At 71.2% G+C, this 15,431-nt stretch carries 14 protein-coding genes; 7 read left to right on the top strand and 7 right to left on the bottom strand.

All coding sequences use genetic code 11. The annotated features are described in order from the left end of the window. Window positions 1-215: 215 nt before the first annotated feature. Together ACWCPM_RS03045 and ACWCPM_RS03040 are read right to left on the bottom strand one after the other, a co-directional pair. Window positions 216-1,232: a phosphotransferase gene (locus tag ACWCPM_RS03045; RefSeq protein ID WP_450974389.1), complete on the bottom strand. Its 1,017-nt coding sequence runs from the start codon at window positions 1,230-1,232 to the stop codon at window positions 216-218. Window positions 1,233-1,358: 126 nt separating this feature from the next. Next, a complete protein-coding gene (locus tag ACWCPM_RS03040; RefSeq protein ID WP_450974370.1) occupies window positions 1,359-2,021 on the bottom strand; it encodes a response regulator in 663 nt (220 codons plus the stop codon). Between the two features lie 322 nt (window positions 2,022-2,343). On the opposite strand from ACWCPM_RS03040, the gene pdhA reads away from it, so the two are divergent. Genes pdhA through ACWCPM_RS03025 form a run of 3 tightly spaced genes read left to right on the top strand, consistent with a single transcriptional unit; the run spans window position 2,344 to window position 5,943 of the window. Next, a complete protein-coding gene (gene pdhA / locus ACWCPM_RS03035; protein WP_450974369.1) occupies window positions 2,344-3,519 on the top strand; it encodes a pyruvate dehydrogenase (acetyl-transferring) E1 component subunit alpha in 1,176 nt (391 codons plus the stop codon). 2 nt (window positions 3,520-3,521) lie between these two features. Then, entirely contained in the window at window positions 3,522-4,502 is a 981-nt protein-coding gene (locus ACWCPM_RS03030; RefSeq protein WP_450974368.1) for an alpha-ketoacid dehydrogenase subunit beta, read from the top strand. Window positions 4,503-4,512: 10 nt separating this feature from the next. Beyond that, window positions 4,513-5,943 carry a dihydrolipoamide acetyltransferase family protein gene (locus tag ACWCPM_RS03025; protein WP_450974367.1) on the top strand — a complete coding sequence of 477 codons (1,431 nt, stop codon included), beginning with the start codon at window positions 4,513-4,515 and terminating at the stop codon, window positions 5,941-5,943. Between the two features lie 87 nt (window positions 5,944-6,030). On the opposite strand, the gene ACWCPM_RS03020 is transcribed toward ACWCPM_RS03025, so the two are convergent. Further along, complete coding sequence (locus ACWCPM_RS03020; RefSeq protein ID WP_450974366.1) at window positions 6,031-6,930, bottom strand: D-alanyl-D-alanine carboxypeptidase family protein; 900 nt, start codon at window positions 6,928-6,930, stop codon at window positions 6,031-6,033. A 247-nt stretch (window positions 6,931-7,177) separates the two neighbouring features. On the opposite strand from ACWCPM_RS03020, the gene ACWCPM_RS03015 reads away from it, so the two are divergent. Together ACWCPM_RS03015 and ACWCPM_RS03010 are read left to right on the top strand one after the other, a co-directional pair. Beyond that, entirely contained in the window at window positions 7,178-7,831 is a 654-nt protein-coding gene (locus ACWCPM_RS03015; RefSeq protein ID WP_450974365.1) for a GntR family transcriptional regulator, read from the top strand. Further along, entirely contained in the window at window positions 7,828-9,129 is a 1,302-nt protein-coding gene (locus ACWCPM_RS03010) for an MFS transporter (protein WP_450974364.1), read from the top strand. Before ACWCPM_RS03015 ends, ACWCPM_RS03010 begins: the two co-directional genes overlap by 4 nt. Before the next feature lie 159 nt (window positions 9,130-9,288). On the opposite strand, the gene ACWCPM_RS03005 is transcribed toward ACWCPM_RS03010, so the two are convergent. Continuing rightward, window positions 9,289-10,113, bottom strand: coding sequence for a maleylpyruvate isomerase family mycothiol-dependent enzyme (locus ACWCPM_RS03005; RefSeq protein ID WP_450974363.1), 825 nt, complete (start codon window positions 10,111-10,113; stop codon window positions 9,289-9,291). 218 nt (window positions 10,114-10,331) lie between these two features. Here ACWCPM_RS03005 and ACWCPM_RS03000 point away from each other — a divergent pair, with 218 nt between their 5' ends. Then, entirely contained in the window at window positions 10,332-11,129 is a 798-nt protein-coding gene (locus tag ACWCPM_RS03000) for a carbon-nitrogen family hydrolase (RefSeq protein ID WP_450974362.1), read from the top strand. A gap of 9 nt (window positions 11,130-11,138) precedes the next feature. On the opposite strand, the gene ACWCPM_RS02995 is transcribed toward ACWCPM_RS03000, so the two are convergent. Continuing rightward, the gene (locus ACWCPM_RS02995; protein WP_450974361.1) at window positions 11,139-11,633 is read right to left on the bottom strand and encodes an LURP-one-related/scramblase family protein; all 495 of its coding nucleotides are present in this window, start codon (window positions 11,631-11,633) and stop codon (window positions 11,139-11,141) included. A gap of 229 nt (window positions 11,634-11,862) precedes the next feature. Here ACWCPM_RS02995 and ACWCPM_RS02990 point away from each other — a divergent pair, with 229 nt between their 5' ends. Further along, entirely contained in the window at window positions 11,863-13,701 is a 1,839-nt protein-coding gene (locus ACWCPM_RS02990; protein ID WP_450974360.1) for an NHL domain-containing thioredoxin family protein, read from the top strand. 65 nt (window positions 13,702-13,766) lie between these two features. On the opposite strand, the gene ACWCPM_RS02985 is transcribed toward ACWCPM_RS02990, so the two are convergent. Both ACWCPM_RS02985 and ACWCPM_RS02980 read right to left on the bottom strand, forming a co-directional pair. Then, window positions 13,767-14,015 (bottom strand): DUF6458 family protein, encoded by a 249-nt coding sequence (locus ACWCPM_RS02985; RefSeq protein WP_450974359.1) that lies wholly within the window; start codon window positions 14,013-14,015, stop codon window positions 13,767-13,769. Between the two features lie 117 nt (window positions 14,016-14,132). Continuing rightward, on the bottom strand, window positions 14,133-15,431 hold the full coding sequence (locus ACWCPM_RS02980) for a M18 family aminopeptidase (RefSeq protein ID WP_450974358.1): 1,299 nt from the start codon (window positions 15,429-15,431) through the stop codon (window positions 14,133-14,135).

Raw genomic sequence — 15,431 nt, 5'->3', positions numbered from 1 at the left:
CGGTGCCGTCGGACAAGGGTGGCCTTCCCCAGAACAAAGAACGTGAACCTGGCAACTACTTCGAGCACAAGGTACTGGCCGGGTTCCCGCCCTGGCCGGGCTCCACGCGCGCGGGCCGTTCGATGAGGATCGGGCGGCCGTGCGCCGCCGTGAGGACCGGGCCCCACGCGCGCGGGCCGTTCCCGCGGCCACCGCCCGGTACGCCGCCACTGAGGTCAGTCCGCGAACGCCGCGCAGACCGCGTCGTACTCCCGCGTCCACCACACGGCCAGCGCCGAGGCCGCCGGGAACTGGGGGTCGGCGCGCCGGTCGCCGCGCTCGTAGTGCCAGCGGAGCATCCAGAAGTCGTTCAGCCGCTCCCACCACACCCGGTGCACCGCCGCCGCCAGCTCCGAGGGAGTGGCCCCGGCCGCACGCAGGTACGCGCGCGCGTACGCCCGCACCTTCGGCAGGTCGAGGGTGCCGGCGGGCCGTACGAAGAAGATCGCGGCGGCGCGTACGGCCTCCTCCGCGCGGGGCTGCACCCCGAGCCGGTCCCAGTCGACGATCGCGGCCGGCGCGTCTCCCCGGTACAGCAGGTTGAACGGGTGGAAGTCGCCGTGCACCCAGCCCACCGAACCGCCGCGCGGGGGACGCCGGTCGGCGTGCCGCTCCAGCAGCGCGCGCCGCTCCAGGAGCCGGTGGCGGGCCAGTTCGTCGAACGGGTCGGCGGGGCGGTGCCGGCGTACGCGCGCGAGGAGGTCGTCGATGAGGTGGAACGTCTCGGCGGGGTCGGCGCTGCGCACCGGATGAGGGCCGGCGGCGGGGGCCGTGCGCCCCTTCGGCGGCATCACGCGCTCCAGGGTCGCGTGGACGGCGCCCAGGAGGGCCCCGAGGCGGCCGCACTGCCCGGTGCTGAGCTGTCCGCCGTGCCGGTGCCTGCCGTCGATCCACGGGTGCAGGGCGTACGCGTGGCCGCCGACCACCGCGACCGTGCGCCCGTCGCGTCCGGCGAGCGGCGGGGCCACCGGGACGCCGAGGTCGGCCAGCCGCTGGGTGGCCCGGTGCCGGCGTTCGATGGCGGAGGGGTCGGCGGTGTCGGGATCGAAGTGGTGCTTGAGGAAGTAGCGGCCGCGGGTGGTGCAGAGCCGGTAGCCCCGGTTGAGCAGGCCCTGGTCGACGGGGTCGCAGGCGAGGGCGGAGCCGGCCGCGTACTGGCGCAGGAGGGCGCTCAGCGGGGGCGCGTGGGGCACGGCGGGTGGTACACAAGGGCGCTGCACGCGGCAGATGCTAGGGCACGTTTCGAGCGCGTGAACTGGGCGTTGTCACAGGAAGTCGCCGACGGTCGCTTTCGGTCACAAGTGGCGTGACAAGCGCGGTCACTGCTTCTCGGCTTGCCTCCGCGCGACGTATGCGGCGGCCTGAGAACGCCTCTGCATGCCGAGTTTGGCGAGCAGACCCGACACATAATTCTTGATCGTCTTTTCCGCGAGATGCAGCTGCCCGCCGATCTGCCGGTTCGTGAGTCCCTCGCCGATCAATTCGAGGATGCGGCGCTCCTGTTCGGTGAGCCGGGCGAGCCGCTCGTCGTCCGCGGACGCGCTCCCTCCCGCGCGCAGCCGCTTCCGCAGCCGGGCCGTCGCCACCGGGTCCAGCAAGGACTTCCCGGCCGCGACGTCGCGGACGGCCGACAGCAGTTCCTCGCCCCTGACGGCCTTCAGGAGATACCCGGAGGCGCCCGCCACGACCGCGGCGAAGAGGGCCTCCTCGTCGGCGAACGACGTCAGCATCAGGCAGCCGACGGAGTCGTCCCGGGAACGGATCTCGCGGCACACCTCCACACCGCTGCCGTCCGGCAGACGCACGTCGAGCACCGCCACGTCCGGCCGGGTGGCCGGGATGCGTATCAGCGCGTCGGCCGCCGTGCCCGCCTCGCCGACCACCTCGATGTCGCCCTCGATCGAGAGCAGCTCGTGCACGCCACGCCGGACGACCTCATGGTCGTCGAGCAGAAATACCCGTATTTTTCGGTTTTCGTGCACGAGGCCAGTCTCACATACGGCTCTTCCCGTGAGCTGGGTGAGCGGGATAACGTGCCGGTGTTCCGGCCCCCTTGCAAGGCTGTGACCAGGGCCCCCTCCCAGGCTTTTCGATTTACTTGGATTTCCAAGCAAAAACGCAGGTCAGGAGGGGTTTCACAGAAATGTGGAGCACTGGGTAACGTGACTGTTGCAGGGCGCTCGCCGGGGCACCTGTCACGCCTGTTCCGGCCAAGCGGCACCCACCCCGTGCACGGGAACGGAACAGGTGAGCCGCACTGGCCTTCCCGGCAACCCCGGGGGCCGGACCGACGGAGGAGCACACGTGACCGTGGAGAGCACTGCCGCGCGCAAGCCGCGACGCAGCGCCGGAAGCAAGGCCGGCACCAAGCGCACCACCCGCAACACCGCCCAGGACACCGACCCCGAGCTCGTACAGCTGCTGACGCCCGAGGGCGAGCGCGTCAAGAACGCCGAGTACGACCGGTACGTCGACGGCATCACCCCCGACGAGCTGCGTGGTCTCTACCGCGACATGGTGCTCACCCGTCGGTTCGACGCCGAGGCCACCGCCCTGCAGCGCCAGGGCGAACTGGGCCTGTGGGCCTCCCTGCTCGGTCAGGAGGCCGCCCAGATCGGCTCCGGCCGGGCCACCCGCGAGGACGACTACGTCTTCCCGACCTACCGCGAGCACGGCGTCGCCTGGTGCCGCGGGGTCGACCCGACCAACCTGCTCGGCATGTTCCGCGGCGTGAACAACGGCGGCTGGGACCCGAACGGCAACAACTTCCACCTCTACACGATCGTCATCGGCTCCCAGACGCTGCACGCCACCGGCTACGCGATGGGCGTCGCCAAGGACGGCGCGGACTCCGCGGTCATCGCCTACTTCGGCGACGGCGCCTCCAGCCAGGGCGACGTGGCGGAATCGTTCACCTTCTCGGCGGTCTACAACGCCCCGGTGGTGTTCTTCTGCCAGAACAACCAGTGGGCGATCTCCGAGCCGACCGAGAAGCAGACCCGCGTGCCCCTGTACCAGCGCGCCCGCGGCTACGGCTTCCCCGGCGTCCGCGTCGACGGCAACGACGTGCTGGCCTGCCTCGCGGTCACCAAGTGGGCGCTGGAGCGGGCCCGCGGCGGCGAGGGGCCGACGCTGGTCGAGGCGTTCACGTACCGCATGGGCGCGCACACCACCTCCGACGACCCGACGCGCTACCGGCACGACGACGAGCGCGCCGCCTGGGAGGCGAAGGACCCGATCCTGCGCCTGCGCCGCCACCTGGAGGCCTCGAACCACGCGGACGAGGGATTCTTCGCGGAACTGGAGGCCGAGAGCGAGGCGTTGGGCAGGCGAGTGCGCGAAGCGGTCCGCGCGATGCCGGACCCGGACCGTTTCGCCATCTTCGAGAACGTGTACGCGGACGGGCACGCGCTCGTCGACGAGGAGCGAGCCCAGTTCGCCGCCTACCAGGCGTCGTTCGCGGACGTAGAGGGGGTCTGAACATGGCTGTGGAGAAGATGGCCCTGGCCAAGGCGATCAACGAGTCGCTCCGTCACGCCCTGGAGACCGACCCCAAGGTCCTCGTCATGGGCGAGGACGTCGGCAAGCTCGGCGGTGTCTTCCGCGTGACGGACGGCCTGCAGAAGGACTTCGGCGAGGGACGCGTCATCGACACCCCGCTCGCCGAGTCCGGGATCGTCGGTACGGCGATCGGCCTCGCCCTGCGGGGATACCGTCCCGTCGTCGAGATCCAGTTCGACGGCTTCGTCTTCCCGGCGTACGACCAGATCGTGACGCAGCTCGCCAAGATGCACGCGCGCTCGCTCGGCAAGGTCAAGCTCCCGGTCGTCGTGCGCATCCCCTACGGCGGCGGCATCGGCGCGGTCGAACACCACTCGGAGTCCCCCGAGTCGCTCTTCGCGCATGTGGCCGGACTGAAGATCGTCTCCCCGTCCAACTCCTCGGACGCCTACTGGATGATGCAGCAGGCCATCCAGAGCGACGACCCGGTGATCTTCTTCGAGCCCAAGCGGCGCTACTGGGACAAGGGCGAGGTCAGCACGGAGGCCATCCCCGGCCCGCTGCACAAGGCGCGCGTCACCCGTGAGGGCACCGACCTCACGCTCGCCGCGTACGGCCCGATGGTGAAGCTCTGCCACGAGGTCGCGGACGCCGCCGCCGAGGAGGGCAAGTCGCTGGAGGTCCTCGACCTCCGCTCGATCTCCCCCCTCGACTTCGACTCCATCCAGGCCTCGGTCGAGAAGACCCGCCGCCTGGTGGTCGTCCACGAGGCGCCGGTGTTCTTCGGCTCCGGCGCGGAGATCGCCGCCCGGATCACCGAGCGCTGCTTCTACCACCTGGAGGCCCCGGTGCTCAGGGTCGGCGGCTACCACGCCCCGTACCCCCCGGCGCGCCTGGAGGAGGAGTACCTGCCCGGCCTGGACCGGGTGCTGGACGCCGTCGACCGCTCGCTGGCGTACTGAGGAGAGGGTCGTGACGACGATGACGGAAGCTTCCGTGCGCGAGTTCAAGATGCCCGACGTGGGCGAGGGTCTCACCGAGGCCGAGATTCTCAAGTGGTACGTCCAGCCCGGTGACACGGTCACCGACGGCCAGGTGGTGTGCGAGGTCGAGACGGCGAAGGCGGCGGTCGAGCTGCCGATCCCGTACGACGGCGTCGTGCGCGCCCTGCACTTCCCCGAGGGCACCACGGTCGACGTGGGGACGTCGATCATCGCGGTGGACGTGAGCGGTGGCGCGGCACCGGCACCGGCTCCGGCCGCGCAGGCGCCCGCCGAGCCGGTGGACGAGCCGAAGCCGACGGGACGCCAGCCCGTGCTGGTGGGCTACGGCGTGGCTACCTCCTCCACCAAGCGCCGCCCGCGCAAGGGCCCCGAGGTCCCGGTCCGGCCGGCCTCGGCCGCTATCCGGTCCGAGCTGAACGGGCACGGCGCCCCGGCCGCACCGGCGCAGGTCACTTCCGTGCCGGCCGCCGCCGCGGCGCCCGTCGTGGAGCAGCGGGAGCGCCCGCTCGCCAAGCCCCCGGTGCGCAAGCTCGCCAAGGACCTCGGTGTCGACCTGGCGGTGATCGTGCCGAGCGGTCCGGACGGGATCATCACCCGCGAGGACGTGCACGCGGCGGCGGCCCCCGCGCCCGCTCCGGCCGCACAGCCGGTGGCGGCGACGCAGGCCCCCGTGGCGACGGCGCCGGCGCAGGGCACCGGCCGTGAGACGCGCGTCCCGGTCAAGGGTGTCCGCAAGGCCACCGCCGCCGCGATGGTGGGCTCGGCCTTCACCGCGCCGCATGTCACCGAGTTCGTGACGGTCGACGTCACGCGCACGATGAGGCTGGTCGAGGAGCTCAAGGAGGACAAGGAGTTCGCGGGGCTGCGGGTGAACCCGCTGCTGCTCGTCTGCAAGGCCCTCCTGGTGGCGATCAGGCGCAACCCGGACGTCAACGCGTCCTGGGACGAGGCCGCCCAGGAGATCGTGCTCAAGCACTACGTGAACCTGGGCATCGCCGCGGCCACTCCGCGCGGACTGATCGTGCCGAACATCAAGGACGCGCACGACAAGACCCTCCCGCAACTGGCCGCGTCCCTCGGGGAACTGGTCGCCACGGCCCGCGAGGGCAAGACCTCCCCGTCGGCGATGCAGGGCGGCACGGTCACCCTCACCAACGTCGGCGTCTTCGGCGTCGACACCGGCACGCCGATCCTCAACCCCGGCGAGTCCGCGATCCTCGCGGTCGGCGCGATCAAGCTCCAGCCGTGGGTCCACAAGGGCAAGGTCAAGCCCCGCCAGGTCATGACGCTGGCGCTCAGCTTCGACCACCGGCTGGTCGACGGCGAGCTGGGCTCCAAGGTGCTGGCGGACGTCGCGGCGATCCTGGAACAGCCCAAGCGCCTGATCACCTGGGCGTAGCCCGTACGGCCGCGGCACAGGAACAGGGCGGGAGCCACGCACCCCATGGGTGCGTGGCTCCCGCCCTGTTCAGGTCACGGGCCGGGCTCAGCCCAGCCGGGCGAAGCCGTAGTCCAGGAGCTTCTTCGCGTCCGCCTCGCGCTGGGTTGCCGAGGTGGAGGTGAGAACCGTGCCGATGACGGTCTTTCCGTTGCGGGTGGCGGCGAAGACCAGGCAGTACTTGGCGATGCTGCCGGAGCCGGTCTTCACACCGATGGCGCCGCTGTAGTTGCTGAGCAGCGTGTTGGTGTTGGTCCACGTGTAGTAGCGGTAGCCGCCGGTCTTCGTGGTGACCTTCTGCTTCGTGGTCTTCGTCTTCACGACCGCGCTGAAGGTGGGGCTCTTCATCGCGCTGCTGGCGAGCTTCGTCAGGTCGCGCGGCGTCGAGTAGTTCGAGCCGTTGCTGATGCCGTCGAACGAGTCGAACTTCGTGTTCGTCATGCCGAGCGAGCGCGCCGTGCTGTTCATCTTGCCGATGAACGACTTCACGCGCGCGGCCCGCGTCGAGCCGGTGCCGAACTTGTCGGCGAGCGCGTAGGCGGCGTCGCAGCCGGACGGCAGCATCAGCCCGTAGAGCAGCTGACGGACGGTGACCTTGTCGCCGATGATCAGGTTGGCGGACGAGGCTCCGTTCGAGACGATGTGGTCGCTGTACGCCTTCTGGACCGTGACCGTGGCGTTCAGGTTCAGGTTCGGCTGCGACAGCACGACCTTGGCGGTCATGATCTTGGTGGTGGAGCCGGTGGCGCGCTTGGTGTTCGCGTACTTGTCGAACAGGGTCCTGCCATTGGCGTTGTCCATGATGTAGCCGCCCTTGGCCACGATCGTGGGCGCGGCCACGGCCTGCGCGGGTGCCGCGGTGAGGGCTCCGGTGGTGAAGACGGCGCCGACGGTCGCGGTGACGGCGACGGCTCTGCGGATACGAATGCCCTTGATGCCGGTTATCAACTGAGATACCCCGAATACGTCGAATGCCCCTATGGTGCGGCCGAGTTGAACGGGAGTGCAGCGGGCCGCATGGGTATGACATGTAAGTAGCACGAATGGTTGCAAGGGATTTCGGCGGGGCGAGAAACGTTCAGGTAAAGCCTTGAGAGCGCTTCCCGCGACGACGCAGGCGACGCCGGCGACGCGATGGGGGTCCGCATGATGGACGGAGCCGGCCTTGTGTACGTGTTGTATCTATCCTGTCGGCATGACCCTGGCAGCCGTGAGGCAACCCCCAGCCGCCGACCGTGTCTACACCCACGTCAAGCAAGGCGTCCTGGACCGCCGTTACGAGGGCGGCACCCTCCTGACCGAGGGGGAGCTCGCCGAGGCCGTCGGGGTCTCGCGCACCCCCGTGCGTGAGGCGCTCCTGCGCCTGGAGGCCGAGGGCCTGATCAAGCTGTACCCGAAGAAGGGCGCCCTGGTCCTGCCCGTCTCCGCACAGGAGATCGCGGACGTCGTCGAGACCCGCCTGCTGGTCGAGGAGCACGCGGCGCGCAAGGCCGTGCCCGCGCCCTCCGGGCTCATCGCGCGCCTGGAGGAACTGCTGGAGCGGCAGCGGGAGCAGGCCGCCGCCGGGGACCTGGCCGGGGCCGCCGTCACCGACCGCAGCTTCCACGCCGAGATCGTCCGCAGCGGCGGCAACGAGATCCTGTCCCGGCTCTACGACCAACTCCGCGACCGGCAGCTGCGGATGGGCGTCGCCGTCATGCACTCCCATCCCGACCGGATCGCCAAGACGCTCGCGGAGCACCAGGAGATCCTCGACGCGCTGCGCTCCGGGGATGCCGAGGCGGCCGTGGACGTGGTCCACCGGCACATCGGCTGGTTCTCGCACCTCGCGCGGGGTGAGGTCCGTTGAGTTCCACGCCGGTCTCCCTGCCCGGTGATCCGCCCGGCGGCCGGCGCGCGGCCGCCGCCTGGGCGACAGGGGTCTCGGTCTACTTCGTCGCCGTCATCTTCCGTACGTCGCTGGGGGTCGCCGGCCTCGACGCCGCCGAACGGTTCCATGTGGGCGCCTCCGCGCTGTCCACGTTCTCGATCCTCCAGCTGCTGGTCTACGCCGGTATGCAGATACCCGTCGGCCTGCTGGTCGACCGGCTCGGCACCAAGAAGGTGCTGGGCCTCGGCGCCGTCCTGTTCACGGCCGGGCAACTGGGCTTCGCGCTCTCCCCCACCTACGGCACGGCGCTCGCCTCGCGCGCGCTGCTCGGCTGCGGCGACGCGATGACGTTCATCAGCGTGCTGCGGCTCGGCAGCCGCTGGTTCCCGGCCCGGCGCGGCCCGATGATCGCGCAGCTCGCCGGCCTCGTGGGCATGGCGGGCAACCTGGTCTCCACCCTCGTCCTCGCCCGGCTGCTGCACGGCATCGGCTGGACCGCCGCGTTCGCGGGCAGCGCCCTGGCCGGAGTGGTGGTCCTCGCGCTGCTCCTGCTGTTCCTGAAGGACCACCCCGAGGGGCACGAGCCGGAACCGGTGTCGCACAGGGGAGCCTCCTACGTGCGGCGGCAGATCGCCGCGTCCTGGCGGGAGCCGGGGACCCGGCTCGGGCTGTGGGTGCACTTCACGACCCAGTTCCCGGCGATGGTCTTCCTGCTGCTGTGGGGACTGCCGTTCCTGGTCGAGGCGCAAGGGCTGTCCCGGGCCACCGCCGGTGAACTGCTCACCCTGGTCGTGCTCTCGAACATGGCCGTCGGACTCGTCTACGGCCAGATCGTCGCCCGGCACCACGGAGCGCGGCTGCCGCTGGCGCTCGGTACGGTGGCGGCGACCTCGCTGCTGTGGGCGGCGGCGGTGTTCTGGCCGGGCGCCCACGCGCCCCTGTGGCTGCTGATCGCGTTGTGCGCGGTGCTCGGCGCGTGCGGGCCCGCCTCGATGATCGGCTTCGACTTCGCCCGGCCGGCGAACCCGCCGGAGCGGCAGGGGACGGCGTCCGGCATCACGAATATGGGCGGCTTCATTGCCTCGATGACCACGTTGTTCGCGGTGGGCGTGCTGCTGGACGCGACCGGGGACGACTACTCCGTCGCCTTCTCGTCCGTGTTCGTGCTGCAGGCGCTGGGGCTCTCGCAGGTGCTGCGGCTGCGAGCGCAGGCGACGCGGCGGGAGCGGGAACGGCTGGTCGCCAGCCGGGTGGAGACGGTGCACGTCCCGGCGTAGGCCCGCGGCGTCGGGGCGAGCGTCCCGGGGGCAGTCGCCCCCGGACCCCCGCTCGGCGGTGTCGAGGACACCGCGCTGCCGCGTCGCCTCTGCCGCTGTCCCTCTGCCGCTGTCCCTCTGGCGCGTGACCCCTACGGCGTGACCTCTACGGCGTGACCTCTACGGCGTCACCGTGAAGCTGCGCAGGATCGCCGAGGTCAGGTCCGGGTCGCCCTCCGCCTTGATGCGATCCGCGGCCGCCTCGGGCGTCACGCGGCCGCAGGCCAGCCGGACGTAGGTCTCCCAGTCGAGGGTGAGGGTGGCGGCGGGGCCGAGGGCGGGGGCGGTCTCCAGGGTGCCGCGGCCCTGGATGTCGACGCGGATGGTGCGCAGGAACTCGATGGGACCGTGCACGTCGAAGACGACCGCCGAGCTGCGCGGCGCGTTCGCCCTGGAGGCGACGACCTCCGGGAGCTCGGACAGCAGGACGTCCCGGGCGATGTGGGCGCCGGGGGAGTCGAGGTTGCCCGGGTGGCCGAGGGCGACGCGCAGGTCCTGCTCGTGCGCCCACACGGCGAAGGCGTGACCCCGCATCGCCTCCTCCAGCGTGAGCTCGGTGCCGAGCGGGCCGCGCACCTTGGCGGCGGGGTTCCGGGACTCGTTGCGCAGCTGCCGGTTGCGGCGGATGATCGTGTACTCCAGCTCGGAGGTCATCTCGGGCGCCGTGTGGTGGCGGCGGACGTCGACCTGCATCTCCGTGTAGCGCTGGTGGTCGTTGGTGACGTGGAAGAGGTCACGCGGGAGCGTGTGGATCGGGCGCGGGTCGCCGAGCATTTCGTTGTCCAGCCCGATCACGTGCGAGACGACGTCGCGCACGGACCAGCCGGGGCAGGGGGTCCGTCGGTTCCACTCGCCCTCCACGAGGGGATGCACCAGCTCGGATATCGCTTCGATGGAGTGGGTCCAGGCGTCGGCGTAGGGCTGGAGGGTGGGATGCAGACTCACGGAACGGGACCCCTCGGCGGTCGGTACACGGGCAGGTGGTGGCGGCGGTGCCAGTGGGAGGTGGCTGCACTCGGCGGGTGTCTCGAAACTCCCCCGGGCTCTCGGCTGCGCTCGAGCAGGGGACCCCCAAGTTACGCTGCTGTGAGGCACCTCGGCAGTGCTTTCGTGTGACGATCGTAGGCCCGTGTGGACGGCTCGAATGCCAGGACGGTGGTAGTGTGCGCGCCTCTCTGATCCAGATCGCCGTAGACGAGGGCGAATCGGTCGCGGAACGTCGACAGCGGGCGTTCTCTCTGGTAAGAGAACAGGCCGGCGCCGACCTGGTCGTGCTGCCCGAGCTGTGGACGACGGGGGCCTTCGCCTACGAGCGGTTCGACCAGGAGGCCGAGCCGCTCGAAGGGCCGACGTACGAGGCCATGGCCAAGGCCGCGAGCGACACAGGCGTGTGGCTGCACGCGGGTTCGATTCCGGAGCGTGACCCCGACGGTCCGCTCTACAACACCTCGCTGGTCTTCTCCCCCTCCGGCGATCTCGTCGCCGCCTACCGCAAGATCCATCGGTTCGGCTTCGACAAGGGGGAGGCCGTGCTGATGGGCGCGGGCGACGAGCTGGTGACCGTCCGCCTGCCGGGCGCGACGACGCTGGGCCTCGCCACCTGCTACGACCTCCGTTTCCCCGAGCTGTTCCGCGGGCTCGTCGACGCCGGGGCCGAGACGCTGGTCGTCCCGGCCGGGTGGCCGGAGCGCCGGCGCTCCCACTGGACGCTCCTGGCGCAGGCGCGGGCGGTGGAGAACCAGGCGTTCGTCCTCGCGTGCGGAACGGCCGGGAGGCACGCCGGAGTTCCGCAGGCCGGTCACTCGATCGTGGTCGACCCGTGGGGTGAGGTGCTGGCACAGGCCGGTCCGGGCCAGGAGGTCCTCACCGTGGAGTTCGACCCCGGGAAGGTCGCCACGACCCGCGAGCAGTTCCCGGCGCTCAAGGACCGCGTACTGGGCCTGGAGCGGCCCCGAGGCTGAACGGTCGTCCTAGTCGCCCTCCCGCTCCTTGTCCGCCAGATGGATCACGCACACCGTCACCGCGATCAGCAGCGCCGGGTCCGCGTCGTCCCGGACGACGTCCACCCCGTAGGTGTCCCGGACGCTGAGGAGCCGCCGCGAGATCACGGCCAGCAGCTCACCGTCGTACTCGACGGCGAACTCGCGGTCGAGGATCTTGCCGCTGACGTCGAGTTCGGTGCCGTCGACCAGGCTCACCCGGTAGTGGTTGCGCAGCAGCGACAGCCGCTTGCGTCTGATGCGGGCCAGCGGTTCGCCGTCCCGTTCGATCACCATGGTGTCCCGCAGGGCGAACATCTTCTGCCGGATGTCGGCCAGCACCCGCCCCTCGGTGTCCTTCAGCTCGAAGGTGTCCCGCACCCGCATCGCCTTGCCGTCGACCAGATAGGCCTTGTGGCCTCTGTCGTCCTCGATCCAGTAGTCGTCACCGAAACCGAGGAGCCGTTCGCGCACGAGGAATCTCATGCCATGACCGGTTCCCCCGCGCCCGGTCCCAAACGCCGCCGGTAGGCCGACGGGCCGAGTCCGGTCCCGCGCCGCAGTCGCGTGGACGGCGCTCTCTCGCGTGAAGCCTCGACAACGGCGACGAACGAAGGCCGGCGTGATCGGTCGTCCCTCGCGGAGACGGACGGGCGCGCTGCCGCGGGGCGTCGTGCGTGATCCCCCGTCCACAGCCGAGTGGCACCCTTGAACCATGAACGATGCCGCCTCCGCGTCCACCCCCGCACCGCGCCGCCGCGCCCGTGTCCGTGCCCCCGAGCTGATCGGCAAGGGCGGCTGGCTGAACACGGGCGGGAAGCAGTACAGCCTCGCCGACCTGCGGGGACGCGTCGTCATTCTCGATTTTTGGACGTTCTGCTGCATCAACTGTCTGCATGTCGTCGACGAGCTCAGGGAGCTGGAGGAGCGGCATCGGGACACCCTCGTGGTCGTCGGCGTGCACTCGCCGAAGTTCGTGCACGAGGCCGATCACGCTGCCGTGGCGGACGCCGTGGAGCGGTACGGGGTGGAGCACCCGGTGCTCGACGACCCTGAACTCGGCACCTGGAAGCAGTACGCGGTGCGTGCCTGGCCGACCCTCGTGGTGATCGACCCCGAGGGGTACGTCGTCGCCCAGCACGCCGGCGAGGGGCATGTGCACGCGATCGAGCGGCTGGTGACCGAGCTGGAGGCGGAGCACTCCGCGAAGGGCACCCTGCGGCGGGGTGACGGGCCGTACGTGGCGCCCGAACCGGAACCCACGGTGCTGCGCTTCCCGGGGAAGGCGCTGCTGCTGCCCGGCGGGACCTTCCTGGTCAGTGACACGACCCGGCACCAGCTGGTGGAGCTGGCGGAGGACGGGGAGAGCGTGGTCCGGCGGATCGGGTCCGGTGCCCGCGGGTTCTCGGACGGACCGGCCGAGGCGGCGTCGTTCAACGAGCCGCAGGGCCTCGCCCTCCTCGACGACGGCTCGGTCGTGGTGGCCGACACCGTCAATCACGCCCTGCGCCGCCTGGATCTCAGTTCCGGCGAGGTCACCACCCTGGCGGGGACCGGCAAGCAGTGGATGCAGGGCGACGCCGCGTCGGGCCCGGCGCGGGAGGTGAACCTCTCCTCGCCCTGGGACGTCGCCCTCTTCGGCGGCCGCGTGTGGATCGCCATGGCGGGCGTGCACCAGCTCTGGGCCTACGACCCGGTGGGCGGCGCGGTCGCGGTCGCGGCGGGCACCACCAACGAGGGGCTGGTCGACGGCCCCGGCCCCGAGGCGTGGTTCGCCCAGCCGTCCGGTCTCGCGGCCACCCCCGAACGGCTGTGGCTGGCGGACTCGGAGACGAGTGCCCTGCGCTGGGTGGATCTCGACGGCGCCGTGCACACCGCCGTCGGCACGGGCCTGTTCGACTTCGGTCACCGCGACGGACCGGCCGGTCAGGCGCTGCTCCAGCACCCGCTGGGCGTCACGGCCCTGCCCGACGGCTCGGTGGCCGTCAGCGACACCTACAACCACGCGCTGCGCCGCTTCGACCCCGCGACTGGCGAAGTCACCACCCTGGCCACGGATCTGCGCGAGCCGAGCGACGCGGTGGTGGTGGGCCACGACATCGTCGTCGTGGAGTCGGCGCGGCACCGTCTGACCCGGCTGCGGTTGCCGGAGGAGGCGGTCCGCGTGGAGGCGGTCGCCCACCGCACCCAGCGCGCGGCGACCGAAGTGGCGGCGGGCCGCCTGCGGTTGGACGTGATCTTCGAGGCGCCCGCGGGGCAGAAGCTCGACACCCGCTACGGCCCCTCGACCCGCCTGCTGGTCTCCTCGACGCCTCCGGAGCTGCTGGTACACGGCGAGGGCGCGGGAACAGACCTGTCCCGCGCCCTGGAACTCGATCCCACCGTGACGGAAGGCGTCCTGCACGTCTCGGCGATGGCCGCCTCCTGCGACGACGACCCCGCGAACGAGTACCCCGCCTGCCATGTCCACCAGCAGGACTGGGGCGTTCCGGTCCGTCTCACCCGGGGAGGGGCGGACCGCCTGCCGCTGGTCCTGGCCGGCTTGGACGCCTGACCTCGCGGGCCGCCGCCCTGTCACACGGTGTCAGGCGCCGCCCTGTCACACGGCGTCAGACGGCGTCAGGCGCCGTATCCGTCGCTGTAGCCGTCGCGCCGGTGGTGCCGTTCCTCTTGCACGACCGGTTGCGAGGGCGGCATCACGACACGTCGGCGCCGCGCGATGCTGCTGAACGTCGTGACCCCGATCAGCCCGACGATCATCAGGATGACGCCGACCAGATCGAGGTTGACACCCTGCATGTCCCAGTCGGTGGCGAACGTGAGGATGGCTCCCACGGCGATGAGGATGATGCACCCGCCGAGGCCCATGAGTGTTGCCTCCCTGTTCCGGTCCGGTGGTTCCGGAGCTTTTGGTGGACCTCGGGTACCCGCGCCCCCGGGATGCAGTCCTCACCGCCCGTCAACTCATGGGCCGCGGCGGCTTTCTCAGCCCTCCAGGAAGGCGGCCAGCGCCCGCGTCAGCAGGTAGGGGTCCTCCACGCCGCAGAGTTCGCGGGCGCTGTGCATCGACAGGATCGCGACGCCGATGTCGACCGTGCGGATGCCGTGCCGGGCGGCCGTGATGGGGCCGATGGTCGTGCCGCAGGGCATGGAGTTGTTGGAGACGAACGACTGGAAGGGCACGCCGGCCTTCTCGCAGGCGGCGACCCAGACGGCACGGCCGGAACCGTCCGTCGCGTAGCGGTTGTTGACGTTGACCTTGAGGATGGGCCCGCCGTTGACCCGGGGGTGGTGGGTGGGGTCGTGGCGTTCGGCGTAGTTGGGGTGCACGGCGTGGCCCGTGTCGGAGGAGAGGCAGACGGTGGCCGCGAAGGCGCGTGCCCGGTCCTCGTAGGAGCCGCCGCGGGCGAAGACCGAGCGCTCCAGGACGCCGCCGAGGAGCGGGCCGTCGGCGCCCGTGTCCGACTGGGAGCCGTTCTCCTCGTGGTCGAAGGCGGCGAGGACCGGGATGGAGGTGAGTTCCGCGCCGCCGGTCGCGGCGGCGGTCAGCGCGGCCACGCCCGCGTGCACGGAGAGCAGGTTGTCGAGCCGGGGGGCGGCCATCAGTTCCTGGTCGCGGCCGAGGTAGGCCGGCGGTTCGACCGGGTGCACCATCAGGTCCCAGCCGGTCGTCCCGCCCGGGGTGATCCCGGACTCCGCCTCCAGGAAGGCGATCAGGTCGCCGTCGCGCACGTCGCCCCCGAGACCCCAGACGGGCTGGAGATGCCGCTGCTTGTCGAGCTTGAGGCCCTCCGAGGACACCGAGCGGTCCAGGTGGATCGCCAGCTGCGGCACCCTCAGCAGCGGCCGGTCGACGTTCACCAGCCGGGTCGTGCCGTCGCGCAGCGTCAGCCGGCCGGCGAGACCGAGGTCGCGGTCCAGCCAGGAGTTCAGCAGCGGCCCGCCGTAGATCTCGACGGCGATCTGGCGCCAGCCGTGCGCACCGCTGTCGGGCTGCGGTTTGACGCGCAGGTTGGGGGAGTCGGTGTGTGCGCCGATGATCCGGAACGGGGTGTGCGGCGCGGCGCCCTCCGGGACGTACCACGCCACGATCGCGCCACCGCGCAGCACGAACCTGCCGCCGCTCGCCCCGTCCCAGGCGTCCGTCTCCGCGACCTGCCGGAAGCCCGCCTTCTCCAGCCGCTCGGCGGCGTTCGCCACGGCGTGGTACGGCGAGGGACTCGCCGCGAGGAAGGACATGAGGTCGTCGGTGTGGCCGCGGTCGAAGCGGGAGGGTTCGCTCAT

The sequence above is a fragment of the Streptomyces sp. NPDC002309 genome (genome assembly GCF_053593375.1).
Note: the sequence above shows the minus strand (reverse complement) of the source record. Positions and strands in the feature narration are given on the sequence as shown.

What these genes read in the sequence shown, in the direction of transcription:
- ACWCPM_RS03030 (WP_450974368.1), top strand. Translation starts at nt 3,522, where the DNA reads ATGGCTGTGGAGAAGATGGCCCTGGCCAAGGCGATCAACGAGTCGCTC.
- ACWCPM_RS03015 (WP_450974365.1), top strand. Translation starts at nt 7,178, where the DNA reads ATGACCCTGGCAGCCGTGAGGCAACCCCCAGCCGCCGACCGTGTCTAC.
- ACWCPM_RS02995 (WP_450974361.1), bottom strand. Translation starts at nt 11,633, where the DNA reads ATGAGATTCCTCGTGCGCGAACGGCTCCTCGGTTTCGGTGACGACTAC.
- ACWCPM_RS02990 (WP_450974360.1), top strand. Translation starts at nt 11,863, where the DNA reads ATGAACGATGCCGCCTCCGCGTCCACCCCCGCACCGCGCCGCCGCGCC.
- ACWCPM_RS02985 (WP_450974359.1), bottom strand. Translation starts at nt 14,015, where the DNA reads ATGGGCCTCGGCGGGTGCATCATCCTCATCGCCGTGGGAGCCATCCTC.
- ACWCPM_RS02980 (WP_450974358.1), bottom strand. Translation starts at nt 15,431, where the DNA reads ATGAGCGAACCCTCCCGCTTCGACCGCGGCCACACCGACGACCTCATG.